General features: G+C 39.6%; 19 protein-coding genes. 10 read left to right on the top strand and 9 right to left on the bottom strand.

Annotated elements, in window-relative coordinates; genetic code table 11:
- Positions 1-7 precede the first annotated feature (7 nt).
- Positions 8-1201, bottom strand: a complete 1194-nt coding sequence (locus H6G57_RS07705) for an RNA-guided endonuclease TnpB family protein (RefSeq protein WP_190517408.1) — start codon at positions 1199-1201, stop codon at positions 8-10.
- A gap of 215 nt (positions 1202-1416) precedes the next feature.
- Here H6G57_RS07705 and H6G57_RS07700 point away from each other — a divergent pair, with 215 nt between their 5' ends.
- Positions 1417-1791, top strand: coding sequence for a hypothetical protein (locus tag H6G57_RS07700; protein ID WP_190517406.1), 375 nt, complete (start codon positions 1417-1419; stop codon positions 1789-1791).
- Here the strand turns inward: H6G57_RS07700 and H6G57_RS07695 are convergent.
- From H6G57_RS07695 to H6G57_RS07685, 3 genes are all read right to left on the bottom strand, one after another.
- Positions 1782-2420 carry a TetR/AcrR family transcriptional regulator gene (locus tag H6G57_RS07695; RefSeq protein ID WP_190517405.1) on the bottom strand — a complete coding sequence of 213 codons (639 nt, stop codon included), beginning with the start codon at positions 2418-2420 and terminating at the stop codon, positions 1782-1784. The two genes, H6G57_RS07700 and H6G57_RS07695, sit on opposite strands and share 10 nt — an antisense overlap.
- A gap of 87 nt (positions 2421-2507) precedes the next feature.
- Positions 2508-7547, bottom strand: a complete 5040-nt coding sequence (locus H6G57_RS07690; protein ID WP_190517403.1) for a hypothetical protein — start codon at positions 7545-7547, stop codon at positions 2508-2510.
- A 337-nt stretch (positions 7548-7884) separates the two neighbouring features.
- A complete protein-coding gene (locus H6G57_RS07685) occupies positions 7885-8118 on the bottom strand; it encodes a hypothetical protein (protein WP_190517402.1) in 234 nt (77 codons plus the stop codon).
- A gap of 475 nt (positions 8119-8593) precedes the next feature.
- Between H6G57_RS07685 and H6G57_RS07680 the strand changes: the two genes are divergently transcribed.
- Together H6G57_RS07680 and H6G57_RS07675 are read left to right on the top strand one after the other, a co-directional pair.
- Positions 8594-8845, top strand: coding sequence for an ArsA-related P-loop ATPase (locus H6G57_RS07680; RefSeq protein WP_190517400.1), 252 nt, complete (start codon positions 8594-8596; stop codon positions 8843-8845).
- Positions 8842-9342 (top strand): hypothetical protein, encoded by a 501-nt coding sequence (locus H6G57_RS07675; protein WP_190517399.1) that lies wholly within the window; start codon positions 8842-8844, stop codon positions 9340-9342. Before H6G57_RS07680 ends, H6G57_RS07675 begins: the two co-directional genes overlap by 4 nt.
- A 13-nt stretch (positions 9343-9355) precedes the next feature.
- Here H6G57_RS07675 and H6G57_RS07670 read toward each other — a convergent pair whose 3' ends face one another.
- The 3 genes from H6G57_RS07670 to H6G57_RS07660 form a co-directional block, all read right to left on the bottom strand.
- On the bottom strand, positions 9356-10390 hold the full coding sequence (locus H6G57_RS07670) for a phosphotransferase (RefSeq protein ID WP_190517397.1): 1035 nt from the start codon (positions 10388-10390) through the stop codon (positions 9356-9358).
- A gap of 392 nt (positions 10391-10782) precedes the next feature.
- On the bottom strand, positions 10783-11910 hold the full coding sequence (locus H6G57_RS07665) for an ABC transporter ATP-binding protein (protein WP_190517395.1): 1128 nt from the start codon (positions 11908-11910) through the stop codon (positions 10783-10785).
- Positions 11911-11944: 34 nt separating this feature from the next.
- Positions 11945-12517 carry an HD domain-containing protein gene (locus tag H6G57_RS07660; RefSeq protein ID WP_190517394.1) on the bottom strand — a complete coding sequence of 191 codons (573 nt, stop codon included), beginning with the start codon at positions 12515-12517 and terminating at the stop codon, positions 11945-11947.
- A gap of 111 nt (positions 12518-12628) precedes the next feature.
- On the opposite strand from H6G57_RS07660, the gene thyX reads away from it, so the two are divergent.
- The 5 genes from thyX (at position 12629) to rph (ending at position 16066) form a co-directional block, all read left to right on the top strand.
- Positions 12629-13351, top strand: a complete 723-nt coding sequence (gene thyX, locus H6G57_RS07655) for an FAD-dependent thymidylate synthase (protein ID WP_190517392.1) — start codon at positions 12629-12631, stop codon at positions 13349-13351.
- Positions 13352-13521: 170 nt separating this feature from the next.
- The gene (gene dut / locus H6G57_RS07650) at positions 13522-13968 is read left to right on the top strand and encodes a dUTP diphosphatase (RefSeq protein ID WP_190517391.1); all 447 of its coding nucleotides are present in this window, start codon (positions 13522-13524) and stop codon (positions 13966-13968) included.
- 19 nt (positions 13969-13987) lie between these two features.
- Complete coding sequence (locus H6G57_RS07645) at positions 13988-14554, top strand: dCMP deaminase family protein (RefSeq protein WP_190517389.1); 567 nt, start codon at positions 13988-13990, stop codon at positions 14552-14554.
- Positions 14555-14646: 92 nt separating this feature from the next.
- Complete coding sequence (locus H6G57_RS07640) at positions 14647-15204, top strand: adenylate kinase (protein ID WP_190517388.1); 558 nt, start codon at positions 14647-14649, stop codon at positions 15202-15204.
- Between the two features lie 115 nt (positions 15205-15319).
- Positions 15320-16066 carry a ribonuclease PH gene (gene rph / locus H6G57_RS07635; RefSeq protein ID WP_309235803.1) on the top strand — a complete coding sequence of 249 codons (747 nt, stop codon included), beginning with the start codon at positions 15320-15322 and terminating at the stop codon, positions 16064-16066.
- A gap of 79 nt (positions 16067-16145) precedes the next feature.
- On the opposite strand, the gene H6G57_RS07630 is transcribed toward rph, so the two are convergent.
- A complete protein-coding gene (locus tag H6G57_RS07630; RefSeq protein WP_190517385.1) occupies positions 16146-16709 on the bottom strand; it encodes a hypothetical protein in 564 nt (187 codons plus the stop codon).
- Positions 16710-16903: 194 nt separating this feature from the next.
- On the bottom strand, positions 16904-18016 hold the full coding sequence (locus H6G57_RS07625) for a ParM/StbA family protein (protein WP_190517383.1): 1113 nt from the start codon (positions 18014-18016) through the stop codon (positions 16904-16906).
- Between the two features lie 573 nt (positions 18017-18589).
- Between H6G57_RS07625 and ftsH2 the strand changes: the two genes are divergently transcribed.
- Positions 18590-20473 carry an ATP-dependent zinc metalloprotease FtsH2 gene (gene ftsH2, locus H6G57_RS07620; RefSeq protein WP_190517381.1) on the top strand — a complete coding sequence of 628 codons (1884 nt, stop codon included), beginning with the start codon at positions 18590-18592 and terminating at the stop codon, positions 20471-20473.
- 295 nt (positions 20474-20768) lie between these two features.
- On the top strand, positions 20769-22079 hold the full coding sequence (locus tag H6G57_RS07615) for an aminopeptidase P N-terminal domain-containing protein (RefSeq protein WP_190517380.1): 1311 nt from the start codon (positions 20769-20771) through the stop codon (positions 22077-22079).
- Positions 22080-22176 lie beyond the last annotated feature (97 nt).

The raw sequence follows: 22176 nt of genomic DNA, 5'->3' as shown, positions 1-22176 counted from the left end.
CGACCCGCTACGCTGAGGTCGGAGTTTCCTGCCCAACAGAAAGCGTAACAGTAGATTTCTTACGTCCTCCACTATTACGTCTAACATCTGGACAACAGGCTGACTCGCTAGTCCCTAACGACAAAACTCGCAGTCCTTCATCTCTAATATTTTTTGCTGCGTTGATATCTCGGTCGTGTTTTGTACCACAATGATTACAAGTCCATTGTCGAATATCTAAAGGCAAGCTATCAACCACATTTAAGCAATGATTACAAGTTTTTGAGGAAGGGAAAAATCTATCAATTTCTAAATAGATTTTTCCTTCTTGTTCGGCTTTATAGGACAGCATGGTCTGGAATTGACCCCATCCAACTTGAGAAATTGCTTGGGCTAAACAGTGGTTTTTAACCATGCCTTTGATATTTAGATTTTCACACACAATAACTTGGTTTTCGTTGACTATCCTGCGTGATAGCTTATGGTGAAAATCCTCACGACATCGAGTGATTTTATTGTGAACTTTAGCTACTTTAAGTCTGGCTTTAGCTCGATTATTGAAATCTTTCTTTTTGCGAGATAATGATTTCTGTTTAATCTTAAGATTGCGCTCATGCTTTTTCAACCATCTAGGATTGGCAAATTTACTACCATCTGAAGTGATACAGAAATCGTTTAATCCCATATCTAAACCAATCGCCTTACCTTCAGATGAAGGATTGGGAATCTTCTTTCCATCCTCAAATAAAACAGAAGCATAATATTGATTACACTTGTTTTTAGTGATAGTTACAGTTTTAATCGCTCCCTCTATAGGACGGTGAATTTTAGCAAATATTTCACCAATTTTAGGAAAGCATAAGCTGTCACCACTGATTTTTACATTTTGAGGATAAGATAAAGATTGTTTCCCGTGTTTAGACTTGAATCTGGGATAATCCCCACGTCTTTCAAAGAAGTTAATGAACCCTCGACTAAGGTTTAAGCAAACAACTTGCAAGCATTGGCTGTAGGTATTTTTCAACCATTCATATTCTTTCTTGAGAGCGGGTAATTGTTTTTGTAAGTCGTAACGTGATAATCCTTTCCCGGTTTGCTGATAGGTTTCATTGGTCAAGTCTAAAAAACGATTCCACAGCCAACGAACCGAGCCAAAAGCTTGAGCTAATAACTCTTGTTGTTGAACGGTGGGATAGATTCTGACTTTGACTGCTTTCAGCATCTTACTAGGAACCACGTTTACGATAAAATGCTAACAAATGGAGTTTTGGATTGTCAAGGTGCTGCGTCGCACTTTTTGTTTTCCAAAATTCATCCTCACTCCGATCAACTGAGGGTGAGGATGAATTTTGGGATTTCGTTAAATTTTCTGAAAAATAGCTACAATAGGTAAATCTTAGTTTTTATAGTTATTTTTCAGGTGGTGAGGTTGTAATCATGCAATTTAAGGGATTGAAATGGGGTGTGAGACTCTTCTCTTCTACGGTTGTGGCTGCTGGAATTGGGATTTTGGGATTTACTTCAGTGAGTTTGGCTCAGTCTACTTCAGTTACCCCTTTACAAGAATTTCAACGGTCTGATAATCCTGACCCTCTGAGTGGTGCCAATAGTCAGAAGACCATGTTAGATATTATTCATAATTCTCGATTAGGACGATTCAATGTTGATTATGAAGCCGTCGGGAATCAACAACGTCAAAATATTCAGGACGCAGCAACTCAATTTCGGGAAAAACAACGCCAACTTCTGGAAAACCCCCAACCTTCCCCTGCTACCGAACCCTCAGCTAACCCTGTAAACGTTCAACCGTAGTCGGGTTTTGGAACCTGTAGAGACGTTTCATGCAACGTCTCTACAGTCAACAATTCTTTTTGATTAATAATTAAACGAATTAAACTATTAATCATCCGATCTTCTTCGAGGGGCATAATTTCTTTGCCGGATAGAACTTCTTGAACCATCATAAAATGGATTAATGAACCGACGAAAATCCGGGCTGTGGCTTCACAATCAATAATATTTAATTCGGGATGTTCTTGAAGATATTGGGTGAGAATAATCACCGCAGGTTGACAAAGTTTCATTAAAAATAATTGTGCTAAATCTGGACGTTTTCCTGATTCAGCAACAATTAAACGGACAAAACACAAATATTCATTATCATTAATATTTTCCTTAACCAGGCGTTTCGCTAAATCCCGCAAGACTTCTTCGGGTTGACCTTCTAAAGGGTGTGACCAAACCAAATTAAATTTCTCGGTAGCAATGCGTTCAACTAATGCCGTAAATAATCCATCTTTATCGGAAAAATGGCTATAAAGGGTTTGTTTAGACACACCAGCCGATTTTGCTACCTTGTCCATACTTGTACAAGCATAGCCATTTTGCAAAAACTCTGGCATAGCACCATTGAGGATTTGTTCGGCTTTTTCTATCACCATTGAATATTAGGATTGAGGGTAATCGGGTTTGCCAAAATCATACACTGTCTTCCTAAATAAGGGAATAAGCAGACACTCAAGCAATATTTATTTGTTTATCCCATTCGCTCTTGCAGAATCCGTATTTACCGGATAATTACATAAATTGCGATTTTGTTCCTGCAATTGGGTTGAGTTAGTGGTGAGATAATCGTGTAACCAGGTACAACTTTGTTCCATCTGATGATGTAAGTCTAAATTCGCTAAACTCCACAGAATCACTGTTCCATTATCCTTAGCCATAGCCAGAAGAGGGGCATCCCCAGAACTAAAACTAATATTATTGACAAAATCATCTTGTTCTAACACCATTAAAGGTTCAATGCCATTGCAGTTTGATAAATCCCAAAGACGGTCATTAATCTGCCACAATCTCACTTTTTTATCATCACTAGCCGTTGCTAAAATTTGCCCCTGGGGATAATAACTTAAACTTTGTACCGTTGCATGATGTCCTAATGGACAAGAAGAATGGGATTTTTTATCGTTCAATTCCCAAAGTGTAACCTGATCATTAACAGCAACAGCCAGTTGTTGAGAATTCCCTAAAAAACTTAACGTTGTTACGGGATTTTCCGCAGGTAATTCTGAGGTAGGTTGCCATTGTTTCCCTTGTTTTGTCCAGAGGGTAACGCCGTTAGTGGGCGGTTGGTTTGTGGGTTTGGAAACACTCGCCCCTGTGGCTAAGATTTTGCCATCGGGACTAAAGCGGACATCCCAAACAGCATCTTGATGGGGTAAGGAGGTGATCAATTTTCCTTGTTTGTCCCATAATTTCACGGTTTTGTCTTCACTGGCACTGACTAAGGTTTGACCGTCGGGACTAAAGGTGACAACTTTAACCGCTTGGGTATGACCGCTTAAGGTTCGCAACAACTGACCGTCTTTCCCCCAAAGTCGCAGAATTTTATCTTCGCTGGCTGTGGCAATTTCTTGACTATTGGGACTGAAACTTACCCAGTTCACTTTACTGGGATGCTCTAAGGTCAAAAAAGGCTTTGAACTATATTGTAGGGGCTCTTGATATCCCCATAATTTTACGGTTTTATCTTCACTTCCAGTCGCTAAAATTTGACCATCGGGACTAAAACTGACACCCCAGACCCGTCCGGTATGACCCTGTAAGGTGGTATTCAAGGGATCTCGACTTCGATCCCAAAGTCGGGCGGTGGTATCGGCGCTGACGGATACCAAGGTTTGACCATCGGGACTAAATTCCACACCCCAAACATTATCTCGATGACCAATAAAAGTTTTGAGTAAAACTCCTTTTAGGTTCCAAAGTTTAACAGTGCGATCGCGACCACCACTGACTAAAAATTGACTATCGGGACTAAAATTGACACTTAAAACATCATCATTATGACCTTTTAAGGGAACTTTAATTTCTACTCCGGTTTCTGCGTTCCAAAGTTTTAGAGTGCGATCGCCACTAGCAGAAACAATCAGTTTGCCATCGGGACTAAAATCAAGATCATAAACGGGTTGATTATGGGCTTTAATACTACGAATTAAGGTTCCATCGATTGACCAAATTTTCAATTCTCCATCTTTACTACAACTGGCAATAGTTTGACCGTCAGGACTAAACTCAGCGTCAAAAATTCGATCCTGATGCCCTTTAAATTCCTGAAGTAACGTTCCATCTAAAGCCCATAATTTAACGGTTTTATCATTACTAGCGGTAACTAATTTTTGGCTGTCGTAACTAAAACTAATACTATTAATCACTTCTTGATGTTTCATCGGACGATGAGGGATAGGTGTTCCGTTTTCTGTCCATAATAAAACTTGATTTTGATTGGGGTCATCAACACTAGCTGTGGTGGTGGCGATGATTTTGCCATCGGGACTATAGCGAACACTTTTAATGGGACTGGTGTGCGGAAATTGCCCAGGTTTCGTTAATAATTTACCCTCAAGACTCCAAATTTTTAGCGTCCGATCACTACTGGCTGTTGCAATTCGTTGACCATCGGGACTAAAATTAACGCCTAGAATTGTTCCTTGATGTCCCTCTAAACGATTTCGTTCTTGAATTCCCGAAATCATTTGCATTAACCCTTCGGCGATTTCTGTTTTTGTTGCTTCTGATGCTTTTGTTTCTAAGGTGTTTTGACCAATTTGTACGGTGGTTGTTAATACCCCTAATTGATCTTGTTGATCGGCTAATAATAGGGCATTTTTGGCTGAAGTTAACGCTTGAATTCGAGCTTTTACTTGATTTTGGGCATTGGCATAAAATATTGCTGCAACACCAATAACAACTGTTCCAATAATTAATCCTAGAAATCGTTCTAAACGACGATTCTTTTCTTCTGCTTGATGGCGTTTTTCTTGTTCTTCTGATAGTTTTTTGCTCATTTCTTTTTCCTTGATAAGTTGGGCTTTTTCTTGTTGCAATTTAGCAATTTCTTCTTCTTGATCACTCCTATTCTGTCGTCGAATAAATCCAGCTAAATAATCATGCACCAGTTGATAAAATTCTCCTGTTGGGCTAATATCTCGATAAACTAAGCCCGATTTTTCTAAAATATAAAGAATGATATCTAAGCAGTTTAAAACCTGTTCTGGATTTAATTTTTGTTTTAATTCTTCAATTAATTCCGTTCTGGTTTTCAAGGGACGAGTATCATTTTCATCCGTTAAGGCATATAAAACAAAACGCGCCATTGTTTCATTTTCTGGCCCACAATCTTGAATCACTTCTTCTAAAAATCGTTCGACTAATTTTTGTTTGGGGCCTTGTTGTTGATAAGCTTCTAAGGTGGTAATATTTTCAGCTTGGAGTTGAGTTCCAACAACTTGCAATTCAATGGGACGGATTTCTCCTCTATCTTCTGCTAAATCTTGAACTAAGGCTTGAATTAAGGCATCTTCTAAATAAAAATGGGCACGATCCGTTAAACTTTTGATTACGTTATAAGCTTCTGTCTCGCTAAAATTTCCTAAATAAAATAAAATATCTTTGCTTAAAATATCGTTATTAATGGCTTCTAAATTAACTTGACGGCTTCCTTCTAGTAAATAATGTAAATAATCTTCTCTCAATGAAATAATAACTTTGACAAAGGGCAAATTTAAAGCATTTTTTAAAAATTCAAAGAATAGCTTTTGATTGTTGGGAGACTGAACAAAAAATAATTCTTCAAATTGATCAAAAATTAAAATAGTCAATAAATTTTGTCTACCATTCTCTTGCAATTTTTCAATAACTTGTGTTAAAATATTGGTATAATTTAGAGGTTCTAATTGTGTCTCTGCATCATTGAAATCAGTATCTAAATTTAAGGGAGGAGCAGCAGTTGAATGCTCTAAATCCTGATTGATGAGTTTTTGCTCTAACTCAATTAAAAAAGAATTATAGCTTTTAATAATAATCGGGATACTAATGCGAGCATCAATAATTTTTCGTTGCACTGCGGGAACTAATCCAGCCCTCAAAATCGAACTTTTTCCTACACCCGATTGACCATAAATGACGGTTAATTTATGATAGTTACTCGCCATACGTTTTAACAGATGGTTAATCGCTTCTTCCCGTCCTGAAGCCGTGATTTCATCAGTAAAATTGTGGGTGAATTGGCTGGGATCTAATGTTGAAGTAACCGCTTGTTTTCGAGGTTGTAATCGTCCGGCTCCTACAAAGGCAGTATAACCATAAGCACTCGATTGATTGCGATATTCTTCTTTAATTTGAAACGCTTCTTGATAATCCCCCAATTCAAAATGAAGGCGACTTAATGTTTGTAAAATATACAGATACAAACGAATTAAGCTCACTGTTAACAAAGTCGTTTTAATGGTTTGAGCCGATGTTCTTAATATTTCAATCGCCTTTGATTTTAACCCTTGCTGTTCTAAGGCTTTGGCTAATATAAATAAACAAAAACTTTTAATGACTGGAATACAAGGATTATCGGGATTTTTTCGAGCTTCTAAAACTAGAATTTCTAAGGCAACCGAGGCTAATTCTTGAGTATTATTCCAATCCCGATCTGCTAGGGCAACAAAAGCTAGAAATCCATAATCCTGAGCGAGTTGAATCTGGAAACGGTCTCCTAAATTTTGATGTAACTTTCGCCCTTTTAAAGCTAAATTCCGCAGACTTTCCCAATCTTGTAAATAAATTAAGGTTTCTCCAATTTTATTTAAAAATAAAGCAACTAAATCGGGTTTTTGAGCCTGTTCAAATCGATCAATACACTGTTGAAAACAATCCCTTGCTTGTTTCCATTCTCGTTCCCCCTTGCGATAACGATGTTGTTCTGCTAAATAACACCAACATAACCCCATCTCAAACCAAATTAATCCTTGCCAGAGTAAGAAATGATCAGCAGTAGGGGAAACCGGGTATTGTTGCCAAAATCTTAAGGCTTGTTGATACTGTTGCAGCGCCAGAGGAATTTGTTGTTGGGAATAAAAATAGCGACCATAAATCCATTTTAACTTCGCTTCTAACGATTGATCAATCGTAATTTCTCGCTTTTTTAAATCTTGATAAGCCGCCTGAAGTTCCGTTCCTGATTCTGAGCCTAAAATAGCAGCAGTCGGTAAAAATCCTTCTGCACCTGCGGCGAGAACTTTGGCAAAGACTAAGGATGATCTTTCCTCTAAAAAGCTAATTAATTCATCGGAACTCAGCAAAAATTCATAGGTTGTTGCCCAACTGGTAAAATCCGGTGCATTACGATTCAGTTTTTTCCACAATTTATCATTAATCCATAACACGACTGGAAAGGGAAAATTACGAAAAGCTTCTCTTCCTAAATTCGCTGAATGTAAAACTACATCTATTGCAATAACCGATTCTAATCCATAAACCATTAATACAGAAGGATAATTTGATTCTACTTCCGCTTTAATCGAACCATATAAGGTTTGACTTGTTGGAGAAAGTTGGAATTCATCGATGAGAAGGGAAGATTCTTGTTTAAGTTGAGTAACAATTTGTTTCCGTAAACTTTCATAGTTACACCGTACCAACAATAAGGAAAAACTTCCTTGCATTTTCGCCAATGCTCGACCCAAGGTATGAATTTGCTGATGATTATGGCTAATAATATCGTTTACGGGATAAAGTGCCATCGTTAAAAATCTCCTTGAGGGATTGTCATTAAACGGTTACTTTAGCAAGGGATAGTTAAGTTTAAATTTCTAATTACCACTCCAAGCCGTTAACAAAAACCCCATAGTTCTTGTTAGCCGATAAAACTTGATTAAGTTTTAACAATTAGAAATAATTAAAAGAATCAATATGGGATTTTTAATAAAAAATTAGGCACATTCCGCCCCTGCTGCCTCTTTACCCAAAGAATGGCGGATAGATTCCAGCAAAGGAAGTCTAACAGGATACGGCCCGTCCGTTGAAACTTAGTGAATCGAGGGTTGATCAGTACCATCAACTTTCACCAAGGGTTAACATCTAACATAACCCATTATCGTAGCATTCAGAAATCCGTCTGCTGACTTGGGGCCCCTTTAACAGGGATTCTAATGTTGAAGTCTGGGGCTGTATGGACTCAGAGGTTGAGGGTATAATCGTTGCAGGGGTAGAAGTTACCCCCACCGGATAAGCTAAACTAGGAGTGGCATTCATGACTCCAACTAATGATAATGCCATAATCCCACTGTATTTTTTTCTCAGGTTGTTCAACATAATATTCACGTCCTAATTCTGTTCTAAGTTAGTGATTGATTCCTTCATCCGAGGGCAAAAATGAAGGTTAGGGATGTTTAGATCTTCGAGATTGTCCAGGGCGGGACAGGATCTTGATTATCTCTCAAGAGGGATCAATTTCTTCCCTTGTTTCCGAGTTCTCAATTTGTCAATTGAACCTTACTCTTGGTTTCTATGTTTCTATTATCTGTAATTAACAACCCCTTTATTCTCTATCCTGTGACAGTTCAATTCTAAGTTGGGGCAGATTTTACGATTCCCTCTGTATTCTAGTCTGGCTGATCAACGGTTCTACCGTTTTCGATGGGAGATCAGTCGCTAAAATTTTTGCCAGGGCTATAACACTTGAACAACTGACACAAGAGGCTAAGGCTACATCGAACACATTCCTAGGGTTTTATCTCTTAAGCCACCACAAACCGCTAAAGTAGAAATATAGCAAACGTTGATTAAAATGTTTAATTTCAACACCCTTAGTCTAGTATTATTCCGTGGAAAAGGGGGTGTGGGAAAAACCACCCTTTCCTGTGGGTTTGCCCTACAATGGACTAAAGAATTTCCTGATGAACAAATCTTACTCCTTTCGACAGATCCCGCCCATTCCTTGGGGGATATTTTACAAATTCCCGTTACAGATAAAGCTGAGATTGCTGAAAATTTATCCAATTTAAAAGTTAGAGCATTAGATGGGGAAAAATTAAGATGAAAAATCCTTTCAATATTTTGCTTACTCTTCTCCTTCTGGGAAGTGGAGTTATAGCTTTTAATACTCTCCCAATTCCATTTGGAATTTCTGCAAGTGTAGCTGATCCTTCCCCAGAAAAACAACTGGGTTTAGGGGAATTTCGCTTAGGAGATTTACCCTCAAAATTAGACATTTTAGGAACACCGCTTCAAATTTTAAAACATCCTCCGGGGAACTATAACACCTATGCTCGACTGGTTTATCCTAATTTAATTGTTGATATTGGAGATGAAAGAATTGTGGTTTTAACCACCACTGATGGGAGTTTAGCCACACCGGACGGGGTGCGGGTGGGAGATTCTTTAAATCGTATATTCGAGGTTTATGGTCAACAAGAACCCCACAGTCAAGAGGATATTCAAGTTGTCAGCTATTCCTTTTCAGGGGGATCGTATCTCTATTTTAAATTAGAGAACAATCGCATTATTGAAATTAGTTGTGGATTTCTCCCAGACTAATTTTGAATTGATTTTATTGCCAGTCTGGGGAATGTAAGCGTTTTAATTGTTGTAAATATCGAGTAAAATAACTCGGATCTAAACGGCTATAGTTAAACTGTTCTGCGTTAATAATACTAATCGCCCAAGCCCAAATATGAGCCGTTTGAGTTAAGGCTTGAATATTGCTTTTTTCCAGTTCAGTTAACGGGTTAATCCCTTCATACCCAACTAAAAAAGCTTCTCGAACTTTTTTACTCAGTCCCGACTGTAAGGAGACTTGTAAAAACTTAGCAATATCAAACGCTCGCCACCCATATCCACATTGATCAAAGTCAAATAAGGTAATTTGATCATCGGGGGTAAAATGAGCATTACCACTATGGGGATCACCCCAACAAATTCCCCAAAAAGGAGGATTTTGAGGTAAATTTTGCAATTGAGCTTTGAGTTGAAATACAATGTCTGCTAAACAGTTTAAATCCAGTGGTCTGTTTTTTAAATAGGGAGCAATGGTTAGGAAGGAACTCTCTAATAAATAATCAGAATTTAAAGGTTGGCGTTGAACTGAAGGTTGAAAATTTACAGCCACTTGATGAATTTTACCAACGGTCGCGCCTAATTTTAAACTTTGGCTGATATTCAAATCTCCAATAGCAATTTGACCGGGAGCATTAACTAATAATACTGCATATCGTTTGCCTTCAGGGGCATTAATTTCAATGAATAATTTTCCCTCTGTTGTTCTTAAGGGATAAGCAACTGGGATTTGATGATTATGCAAAAAATCTAGCAATTCAAGCTCAAATTCAATTTCTGCTCGACATCGCCAATGTTGATGGGATATTCTTAAAAAATAACGAGAAGTTTGAGTTTTTATGAAATAAACATCACTTAAACCTCGATGCCAAAATTTACATTTTTCAACGGTATCAATGGAATAACAACTTAAAATTTCACTGATTAATGCTCTAACATCCAGGGTAGAGTAACTAATCGGAAAAATATCATCCTGATTCCTAATTTCAGATTCATCCTGTTTCAAATTAGGTTGATTTAAAAGCATCATATTGGTTTTAGGGGGGTAGGGAATAGTCCTGAATGGAGGATAGATGAGGATTTGGGTGAAACAACCCCAATAGTTGACGATTTCACTCTTCCCACCGGACAGCGTATTATCCTCATCGACTCAGGATTTATTTTTAAGTATGATTCAAAATTAGGAAAATAGAATATTTTTTATGTAGAGTTTAATTTTTTTTACGGATTTAATAAAAATCCATATTAGTTCAACTTTCTTTACTAATTTCGGGGCTTTAATTGCCTCTCTTTTTGGCTTTGAAGAGGATGTTTCTAAGATAATCTAAAAATCATAGTCTGTAAAGAATTTCAGTTACTTTAGATACAAAATTAAGGGTTGGGTGGGGCCTGGAACTTGACCTGACGCACCCGATGAAGATTTTAAGGATAGAGAGTATCGCCTGTTGTGGCATTAAAGATTAAAATCTGATTCAAATCTAGTTTGATGGTTAAGCGATCGCCGGGATGAAGGCGATGGTGAATAGGGACTTGAAATTGAATAAAATATTGATCGGTTTGGGGGATATCGGCGCGAACTAATGTTTCTCGGCCCAAGGGTTCGACAACACTAACTTCCACATCCAGGGGGACTTTTTCAAAGGCCCAAACATCTTGTTGTAAATCATCAATAACATTCTCGGAAGTGATGAATTGAATATGTTCAGGACGAATACCCAAATCAAATTTTTGACCTTCCTGGGGTTGTAATTTTTCTCGAATTGCGCTCGGACAAGTTAAGGATTGATTTCCAATCCAAAATAAACTATTTCTGTATGTAATTGGTAAAATATTCATGGGAGGATTACCTAAAAAAGTGGCAACCATCCGATTTTTAGGACGAGAATAAACCATTTGAGGAACACCGATTTGTTGAATTTTTCCTTGATGGAGAATTACCAGTTTATCGGCTAACGTCATCGCCTCTACTTGATCATGGGTAACATAAATGGTTGTAATTCCTAAGCGCTGATGCAGTTGTTTAAGTTCGGCACGGGTATCATCTCGCAGTTGAGCATCTAAGTTTGATAAGGGTTCATCTAATAGGAAAACTTTTGGTTCACGGGCGATCGCTCGTCCTAAAGCAACCCGTTGTTGTTGTCCGCCTGAAAGTTGTTTGGGTTTACGATTTAATAAATGTTCAATGGAAAGAGATTGAGCTACTTTTAGAATGATTTCTTGCGTTTTTTTAGCATTAACTCCCCGCATTTTTAAGCCAAAGGCTAAATTTTCAGCCACGCTGAGATGGGGATAAAGGGCATAATTTTGAAATACCATCGCCACATCTCGTTTACGCGCTGGAATCTCATTCACTAAGGTATTATCAATATAAACATTGCCAGAAGTGGCTGTTTCTAACCCAGCAATGGTTCTTAAAATTGTTGATTTTCCACAACCCGATGGCCCTACTAATACCCAGAATTCTCCATCGGGAACTTCAAAATTAATCTCTTCAATTGCAAGGGTGGTATGATAACGTCGGGTAATATTTTCTAAACGAACATTTGCCATTATTAATCCATTAAAATAAGATAATTCTTTAGGGTTAATGATCTTGTTTCACTAACTGTTCCAGTTCAGAAACAACCCGATCTAATTCTTCAACTAAAGGTGTTGATTCTACTTGACGAAAAGCATCAACTAAGGTTCGATAGTACCATAGAGTTCCTTCTTTTTTGCCTGTAAATCTTTGCCATAAATCCTCTCCCAGTTGACGATAATCTTTTAAAATCGATTGAGCATTATACAGTTTATCCGCCGCAGAAACTAACCGCACCGAAGGGGAAGTGTGGGGAATATGGGCAATATAAGCTTGTTTTCTTTCTCTCCAAGGCGGTTTAGGGCTAATATCAGTATCGGTACACCCTTCAACAATTGCCGCGACGGTTTCCCCAAAATGGTGTTGAATTTCGTCTCGAATTTTAGCTCCTCCTTGGTCTTCTATGGCATCATGTAACAGGGCTGCGATCGCTTCTGATTCGTTAGCCCCATATTCTAAGGCAATACTGGCAACTCCTAACAGATGAGCAATATAAGGCACTCCTGAACCTTTACGAATTTGGGTGGCGTGGAGTTGCGCTGCATAAACTAAGGCTTCGGTAAATTTGTCGGAAAGCATAATCAAGAATTCTGTGGTTAATCTTAAAATAACTCAAATTGTTCCATTTAGTGCTTTAATGTTAAAGGCTGAAAATATTGAAGCTTTTAATTGGGTTGGTTTTGATCAAAAATGGATCGATTTCGTGTAGAAGTAATTGCTAAAACTCCTTTTCCTCAGCAGGTGATTTATGCTGCAATGCACCAAGATTATAGCGATCAGTTTGTTGTTGAGGAAAGAGAATCTTGGCCGTCTGAAGAAAAAGCTGGGGAAGTCATTGTTAAGCGTTTATTAGCGGGTGAACGGGGACATTATGGGCCATTAGAACACTGCCAAATTGTGTTTAATTGTGGTTATTTTCCCCATAGTGTGATGCAGCAAGCGAGAACTCACAGGATAGGTATCAGTTTTGATTGTCAATCGTACCGCTATACTTCGGGAAAAGTATTAGCCGTTGCTGAAGGAAAAGGGGATATTGAAGACGCTTTTTATTTACGTCCTGTGGGTTATTATAGCGATCGCCAAGGGAAAAAATATTATTATTCTCCTGAACAACGTCAACAGGATTTAAACTGGTGTTTGGAAGCGGCAAAACGCTATAAAATTGATCTTGAAAATGGAATGTCGGAAGAACACGCACGGGGAAAAGTTCCCTTTGATTATCGTCAACATTTTGTTGTCAGTTTTACCTTAAGGGCATTATTACATTTTCTGGATTTACGCTTTAAAAAAGATGCACAATTAGAAATCCAAAAACTCTGCGATTTAATGTGGCCCCATGTTGAAGAATGGGTTCCTGATATTGCTAAATGGTATGAACACACTCGACTCGGAAAAGCTCGACTTGCACCGTAATCAGTTATCAGTTATCAGTTATCAGTCATCAGTTATCAGTTATCAGTTGTCGGCTTATTGCCTATTTCCTATTGCCTATTTCCTATTGCCTATTGCCTATTGCCTATTTCCTATTGCCTATTGCCTATTGCCTGTTCCCTGTTCCCTGTTCCCTGTTCCCTTTAAAAAATATGCAATTGAAAATCTTAAAACTGAAAGAAGAAGCGATTTTACCTCAATATGCTCATATTGGGGATGCTGGATTAGATTTATTTTCCATAGTTAATACAACAATTGAACCCGGAGAAAGTCAATTAATTCCCACTGGAATTGCGATTGAATTACCATTAGGAACAGAAGCCCAAATTCGTCCCAGAAGTGGGTTAGCCTTGAAACATCAAATCACTGTTTTGAATACCCCTGGAACCATTGATGCGGGATATCGGGGAGAAATTGGAGTGATTTTGATCAATCATGGTAAAACATCCTTTAATATTACTAAAGGAATGAAAATCGCTCAAATGGTAATTGCACCTGTTTTGCAGGTTGAGATTCAAGAAGTTCAACAGTTAAGTGATACCACAAGACGCGATAATGGATTTGGGTCTACGGGATTAACATCCGCAAAACTCAACTAATTTTTACTGTTTTATGGGTATGGAAAATTCACCTGAAACCTATCAACCGCCTCTGCGACCGACTTGGGATGAGTATTTTATGATGATGGCTAAACTGGTCGCCACGCGCTCGACCTGTTTAGTGTTTCCGGTGGGTGCAGTCATTGTTAAAGATCGACAAATCCTTGCTACGGGTTACAATGGTTCGCCCTCCGGTTCCATTCATTGCACGACTCAGGGCTATTGTTATCCAGGGTTAAGTACCTGTGATGCCAGTCCCGTTTTACCCTCTCGTGCGGTTCATGCTGAAGCCAATGCGATCGCTCAAGCGGCTAAACATGGGATTAGTTGTGGGGGAGCGAGTATTTATGTTACTTTAGAACCCTGTATTTCCTGTTTAAAATTAATTATTTCTACAGGAATTAAAGAAGTCTTTTATGAGACTATTTTTAATAGTGGGGAAAAGGCAATGGTACGAGATTTATATATTAATGATGGCTTAGTGACATTAAAACAGATTTATCTTTCTGAAGAAATTACTCAAAAGGGAGCCTCATTTTTATTAAATCCAACTTCAGTTTCGACAATGGTTAAAGGGGGACAATAGATCATAAAGTTAGATTAATTTTTGGGATTTTAGGAATTCAATTCAGTGATTTTAATAAGGGTCAGATTTCAACATCGGAGGAGCTAAATATTGTGAGACTGGTAATTCTAGGGGGGCCGGGAGCCGGAAAGGGAACTCAAGCCAAACTGCTATGCAGCTATTTGGGTATTCCTTGCTTAGATATCGGTCAGATTTTGAGACAAAAGATCAGGGCTCAGACAGAATTAGGCCGACAAGCTAAACCCTTTGTTGAACAAGGGGAATTAGTTCCCGATGAAATGATGATTCAATTTGTCCGTCAACAATTGTTAGAGCCTGATGTAGCAAAGGGTTGGCTTTTGGATGGTTATCCTCGCACAGCATTTCAGGCGGAAGAATTAGATTTTTTATTAGAAGATTTAGACCAACGGTTAAATTGGGTCATTTATTTGAATGTTCCAGAAAAAGTGTTAAAAAACCGTTCTTTAGAGCGATCGCGTGCGGATGATCAACTGGGAATTATTGAGCGCCGAATTGAATTATTTTATCAACGGACTATTCCGATTTTAGAATATTATGAACCTAGAGGTCATCTTTTAGATGTGAATGGGGAGCAACCCCCCGAACAAATTTATCAAGAGATTTGTCAACGTCTGAGTGTTGACGGTTGACGGTTGGCTGTTGACCGTCTCTTCTTCCCCCAAAGCACACTTAACAGGCTTACTTAACAGGCTTACTTAATAACAGGCAAGATGCCTGTTCCACTTGTTCTTAACTCCTAAATTAATTATGTGGAAACGTCCTGATCATAGAGAACCGAATCAACTCCGTCCTGTGAGTTTTGAACGAAATTTTACTCGCTTTTCCCCGGGCTCTGTTTTAGCGAAAAGTGGAGATACAAAAGTTTTATGTAGTGTTAGTATTGAACCGGGAGTCCCTAAATTTTTACAGAATACAGGACAAGGATGGTTAACAGCAGAATATCGAATGTTACCCGGAGCAACTCCACAACGTCAACCGAGAGAATTTTTAAAATTATCAGGACGAACCCAAGAAATTCAACGATTAATTGGACGGAGTTTAAGAGCCGCACTTGATTTAAAAGCATTAGGAGAATATACCATTACTGTTGATACGGATGTCATTCAAGCCGATGCTGGAACGCGAACTACGGCTATTACGGGGGGTTTTGTAGCGTTAGTAGATGCCTTAAATTCATTGATTCAAAAAGGGCAACTTCAACAATTACCGATTTGTCATCAAATTGCAGCGATTTCTGTGGGGTTATTGGAAGGGGAACCTTATTTGGATTTGAATTATATTGAGGATGTGGCTGCTGACATCGATTTTAATTTAGTGATGACGGAAGAATTAGAAATTATTGAACTGCAAGGAACGGCTGAATTAGGAAGTTTTAGTCGAGAACAATTAGATAAAATTTTGAATTTTGCAGAATTAGGAATACAAGAATTATTAAAAGCTCAACGTCAAATATTAGGAGAGTTTATCCTCCTAAAAAGTGGGGAATCATAAATAACAAACAGTAGATTTTTTTCTATTACCCATTCATAATTCGTAATTCGTAATTCATAATTCGTAATTCATAATTCCCCTAAAAATCATCTAATAAAGAACCTAAACGTTGAAGTAAAGGATCAGCTTCTTCCATAGATTCTTTAGAAACAGGTTCTGGATCTGCTGGGAACGGATTTGATTCGGTAACAATTACAGGTATAGATTGAGGTTGAGATTGAACCGCTTCTAAACCTGTCGCAATGTCAGTTAATTTTTGATTAATAGAGATTTGTAATTGAGTCATTTGTTGGGTTAACTGATGAAGTTGAACATCCAAACGATCTGTTGGAGTTCCCTCTTCCGTTAATACCTTCTTTTCTAAATCTGTTAATTTATTTTGAATTTCAAATAACCGCTCTTCAACGCGCTGCAAATTGGGTAAAACTTGAGGAGGATTCGGGGTAGAATTTGCCGAAGGAGGAGTTGGAGATTCGGAACGAGAGATTAATAAAAATTGCCAAAGAGCTTGTTTACAAAGATTACTAAAGGTTTGATATTTTGCCTGCGATAATTCAGTCTCAATCGCATCTAATAATGTCTGATCTGCTGCATCTTCGGTGAATGTGACTGACTGAGTTTGTTTACGATTTGCCCACAGCATAATAGAAATCCAGACCTATTGTTATCCCATGATTTATTTTGGAGCCTGGAAAATTTGAGATCAAAAAATAATTAACCAGATCCACCTTTGTTAGTGTATCAGAATTTTGAGAAGGTTTGGAAAAAATTAAACCCATCCTTTTCCCATATTTTGAGCGATGTGAATGGAATCAAGGACGGGTTTAACCAGGGGAATTAACGTCGGGTTAACTGAGCTTCACCATAGACAAACTGCCCTAAAGCATTAGATTTACGGGAAGGTTGCACCAAATGTGCTCTCAGACCTGCGTTTTTCAGTAGGGGTTGCAGGTCTTCCCAGAAAAATTCCCCACCCCCTCCGGTGACAACAACATCCGTCACCCGTTCAGGTAGCCATCGGACAACGCGATCGCATAAATCACGGGCAAAATTCTTCCGTAAGTCGGGGATAATCTCATCTAAATTAAACGGTTTGACTGCTCCACGAGGACGATATAAGCGTTCTCCGGCGGGTTTGTGAACGGCTTCGAGTAAATACAGAGACTGACTATCGGCCCCTTCAATTTTACTCGCCACTTCTTCATAAAATTTACCCATTGCAAAGGTATCACTTTGAGAAACCCCTCTGGCAAACCGGAACCGATCAACCGTTAAGAAATCAGTGGTTTGATGACCCACATCCACAATGGCAACAGACAGATCGGCAAAATTGGGGACGTTCTGGCCGCCTTGGGCTTCCAGCCAAATCAAGCTGCCATAGCCTTCGGGCATAACGCGAACAGTAGTAACCGTAATTTCGATCTGCTCACCCCGATAAAACATTCCGTGCTTTCCACTCAGTAACCGAGTGATATGTTCTTTCTCTTGCTCAAATTGGGCTTGAGAATAGAAGGGCAGCCCTAGCACAACATCAATATCACCTTGTAGCTTGAAGTAGCCGACACAAGCAAAAAGTTTAATTAAAGCATCATCAACTTTGGAAGGAGAATCGGAACCATCTTTAAATAATGCTGCTCCAAAGTCAGCCGCCAATTGACCGACCGCATAACCCATGCCTTGATATTCTACCCAAATATCGAGCAGGGGATCGGTATTTTTGGACTCAAAGCCACCGCCTCTAGCGGTATCCACCGTTAGGGCTTTGATATTAGAAGGAATGAAAACGACTTCATTCGGATTACGACTGGTACAGGCTTTCGTTGATGTCCGCCCTAAATCAAGACTTAAAATCGTTTTTTTGCCGCTTGTCGGCGTTGTTTGCCGATTCAGCATTGAAGCAGCTGCGGCTGCGGCTGCGGGTTGTCCGGGCTGTTTATTACCACCTTGCATCGGAATACGTTACCTCACGGAGATTCAAGATTTATAATGCCTTATCTGTTGCCAATTTCATCCCTGACCTGTTGACAAATAAATATAAAGTGGAATTTCCACTCCTAAAATCAGGCACAATTTAGAACTTCTCAGGAGCGGGAGCCATTTCTGATGAAACCCTCTCAGCCCCCTGATCAGGGGAAAGACTTCCTCAACACGACAACCTGTTCGTTTGACTGAATCAGAAAAGACTCAGCAACCTAAACCTAACTTTTGAGTCTTCTTGAAAGCTGCATGACTGCACGGATGGTTGATTTCTAGTCTTGAATTCACCTATCCCTTCAGAGAAGGTCTGGGGTTTGGGTCAATCGTGCGGGTTTAGCCTGAGTTATTGTATCTCGAAAGGGGTAACGGATGGCTAAGTCTTGACGTCCTCTATCGAGCCCCTAGCACAAATTGAAGTTCGTGAGTTGCTTGATGCCCAAATATTAAGTTAAATTTAGTTAAGATTATGAATAACAAAATGCGATCGCAGTCCACCCGCACTGCATCTGTACATTCAATACCCCATAACCTAGAGCAACGCAATTTATGAAGACGTCGTGGAAAACAATACTTCTTTGGACTTTACCCGCCTTGGTCATCGGGTTTTTTGTCTGGCAAGGAGCTTTTGCCACTGCCCCCGCAGACTTGGGTAGAAACACCGCCAGCACCCGCATGAGCTATGGTCGTTTCTTAGATTACTTGGATGCTGGTCGTGTCACCAGTGTAGAACTGTATGATGGCGGTCGCACAGCCATTGTGGATGCCATTGATCCTCAACTGGATAACCGCATTCAACGGTTGCGGGTGGACTTACCCAATAATGCCCCAGAATTAATCGCTCGGTTAAGAGCCTCCCAAATTAGTTTTGATAGCCATCCTCCTCGCAATGATGGTGCGTTATGGGGATTGTTAGGAAATTTGATCTTCCCTATTTTATTAATTGCTGGTTTATTCTTCCTCTTCCGTCGGTCTAATAATGTTCCCGGTGGCCCTGGTCAAGCCATGAATTTTGGCAAGTCTAAAGCTAAATTTCAAATGGAAGCCAAAACCGGAGTCTTATTTGATGATGTGGCTGGGGTGGAAGAAGCCAAAGAAGAATTACAAGAAGTGGTCACTTTCCTGAAAAAACCCGAACGCTTTACCGCAGTTGGGGCGAGAATTCCCAAAGGGGTATTATTAGTTGGCCCCCCAGGAACTGGAAAAACCTTATTAGCGAAAGCCATCGCCGGGGAAGCGGGTGTTCCCTTCTTTAGTATCTCCGGTTCGGAATTTGTGGAAATGTTTGTTGGGGTGGGCGCGTCCCGGGTTCGTGACCTGTTTAAGAAAGCCAAAGAAACGGCCCCTTGTATTGTTTTTATTGATGAAATTGATGCTGTCGGTCGTCAACGGGGGGCTGGAATTGGTGGGGGTAACGATGAACGGGAACAAACCCTGAACCAATTATTAACCGAAATGGATGGGTTTGAAGGCAATACCGGAATTATTATTATTGCCGCGACCAACCGTCCTGATGTTCTCGACTCTGCCTTACTGCGTCCGGGTCGTTTTGACCGTCAAATTACCGTTGACGCGCCGGATATTAAAGGTCGTTTAGCGGTGTTGGAAGTTCACGCCCGCAATAAGAAAATTTCTGAGCAAGTCTCCTTAGAAGCCATCGCCCGTCGGACTCCAGGCTTTACCGGGGCTGACTTAGCCAACCTACTGAACGAAGCGGCGATTTTAACCGCCCGTCGTCGCAAAGAAGGCATCACCATGTTAGAAATTGATGATGCAGTTGATCGGGTGATTGCCGGGATGGAGGGAACCCCCTTAATTGATGGCAAGAGCAAACGATTAATTGCTTATCATGAAATTGGTCATGCCATCGTCGGAACCTTACTTAAAGACCATGATCCGGTACAGAAAGTAACCTTAATTCCCAGAGGTCAAGCTCAGGGGTTAACCTGGTTTACCCCCGATGAAGATCAAGGGTTAATTTCTCGTTCTCAAATCCTAGCGCGGATTAGCGGAGCCTTGGGAGGACGGGCGGCTGAAGATATTATTTTCGGAGATTCGGAAGTGACGACGGGTGCAGGAGGCGACTTACAACAGGTTGCAGGCATGGCCCGCCAGATGGTGACTCGTTACGGAATGTCCGATTTAGGGCCGTTGTCGTTAGAATCTCAGCAGGAAGTGTTCTTAGGTCGAGATTTTGCCACTCGCACTGAATATTCTAATGAAATTGCCTCTCGAATTGATGAACAAATTCGGATTATTGCCGAACATTGTTATCAGCAAGCGTGTCAAATTATTCGAGATAATCGGGAAGTGATTGATCGCTTAGTGGATCTTTTAATTGAGAAAGAAACCATTGATGGCGATGAATTCCGGCAAATTGTAGCTGAGTACACAGAAGTTCCTGAAAAAGAACGGTTTGCGGCTGTTCTTTAATCTCAATTTCTGTCAAAATTAACCTAAAATTAACGAGGGTCAAGCAATGCTTACCCTTGTTTTTTATCCAACCGTAGTAAGCCCTTCAGGGCTTTCTTTCCGAGGCGTAATGTAGTAAGCCCTTCAGGGCTTTCTTTCTGAGGCGTGATGTAGTAAGCCCTTCAGGGCTTTCTTTCCGAGGCGTAATGTAGTAAGCCCTTCAGGGCTTTCTTTCTGAGACGTAATGTAGTAAGCCCTTCAGGGCTTTCTTTCTGAGGCGTGAACGCCTCACTACGATTTGTAGGAGATATTAAGGATGATAACTCAAGCAGAATATCGGCAACGACGGGAACAATTAATGGCGAATATTAAGCAGGGAACCGCTATTTTTAGAAGTTCACCGATGGCTGTGATGCACAATGATGTTGAATATAATTTTCGCCAAGATAGTGATTTTTTCTATTTAACCGGGTTTAATGAACCCAATGCGGTTGCAGTTTTAGCCCCCCATCATGAAGAACATCGATTTGTTTTATTTGTGCAACCGAAAGACCCGGAAAAAGAAACTTGGTCAGGTTATATTACCGGAGTTGAAAAAGCCAAAGAACTGTATGGGGCGGATGAAGTTTATCCTATTAATGAATTAGATGAAAAATTACCCCAATATTTAAAAAAAGCCGAACGGATTTATTATCGTTTAGGACGGGATGAAAAATTCAATGAAACGATTTTAAAACATTGGCAAAAATTATTAAGAGTATATCCTAAACATGGCACGGGGCCAATTGCAATTGAGGATGTTTGTACAATTTTACATCCCATGCGCTTAATTAAAAGTGAAGCGGAATTGGAGTTAATGCGGAAAGCCACAGAAATATCGGTAAAAGCCCATAACCACGCTTTAGAATTTGCTCAACCCGGACGATATGAATATGAAATTCAAGCGGAAATTGAACATATTTTTGGCTTAAATGGGGGAACAATTGCCTATCCTTCTATTGTTGCGTCGGGGAAAAATGCTTGTATTTTGCATTATGTGGAAAACAATTGTCAAATGCAAGACAATGATTTATTATTAATTGATGCCGGATGTTGTTATCAATATTATAATGGAGATATTACTCGCACTTTCCCAGTGGGGGGGAAATTTACACCAGAACAAAAGATTATTTATGAACTGGTTTTAAAGGCGCAATTAGCTGCTATTGAACAAGTTAAACCTGGAAATCCCTATAAAAATATTCATGATACAGCCGTGCGGGTTTTAGTGGAAGGCTTAATGGATTTAGGGTTATTAGTAGGGGATATTGAGGAGATTATTAAGGAAGAAAAATATAAACCGTTTTATATGCACCGCACCGGACATTGGTTAGGGTTAGATGTCCATGATGTGGGGGTGTATCAATGGGGTGAAAATCCCCAACCTTTACAACCCGGACAAATTTTAACTATTGAACCCGGACTTTATATTTCTCCTCATATTAAACCTGTTGAAGGACAACCGGAAGTCCCCGAATGTTGGCGAGGAATTGGGGTGAGAATTGAGGATGATGTATTAGTAACTTCTGAAGGGTATGAGGTGTTAACCGCAGGGGTTCCTAAGTCGGTGGAAGCAATGGAAGGATAAGAGTGTAGAGACGTTCCATGGAACGTCTCTACACAACCTAAGCATTATTTTTTTGTCTGTTTATCCCCTTTATAGATAATTTTTTTACACCCTTTAT

The sequence above is a fragment of the Planktothrix sp. FACHB-1365 genome, assembly GCF_014697575.1.
Taxonomy (GTDB): domain Bacteria; phylum Cyanobacteriota; class Cyanobacteriia; order Cyanobacteriales; family Microcoleaceae; genus Planktothrix.
This window is presented reverse-complemented; position numbering and strand designations above follow the sequence as displayed.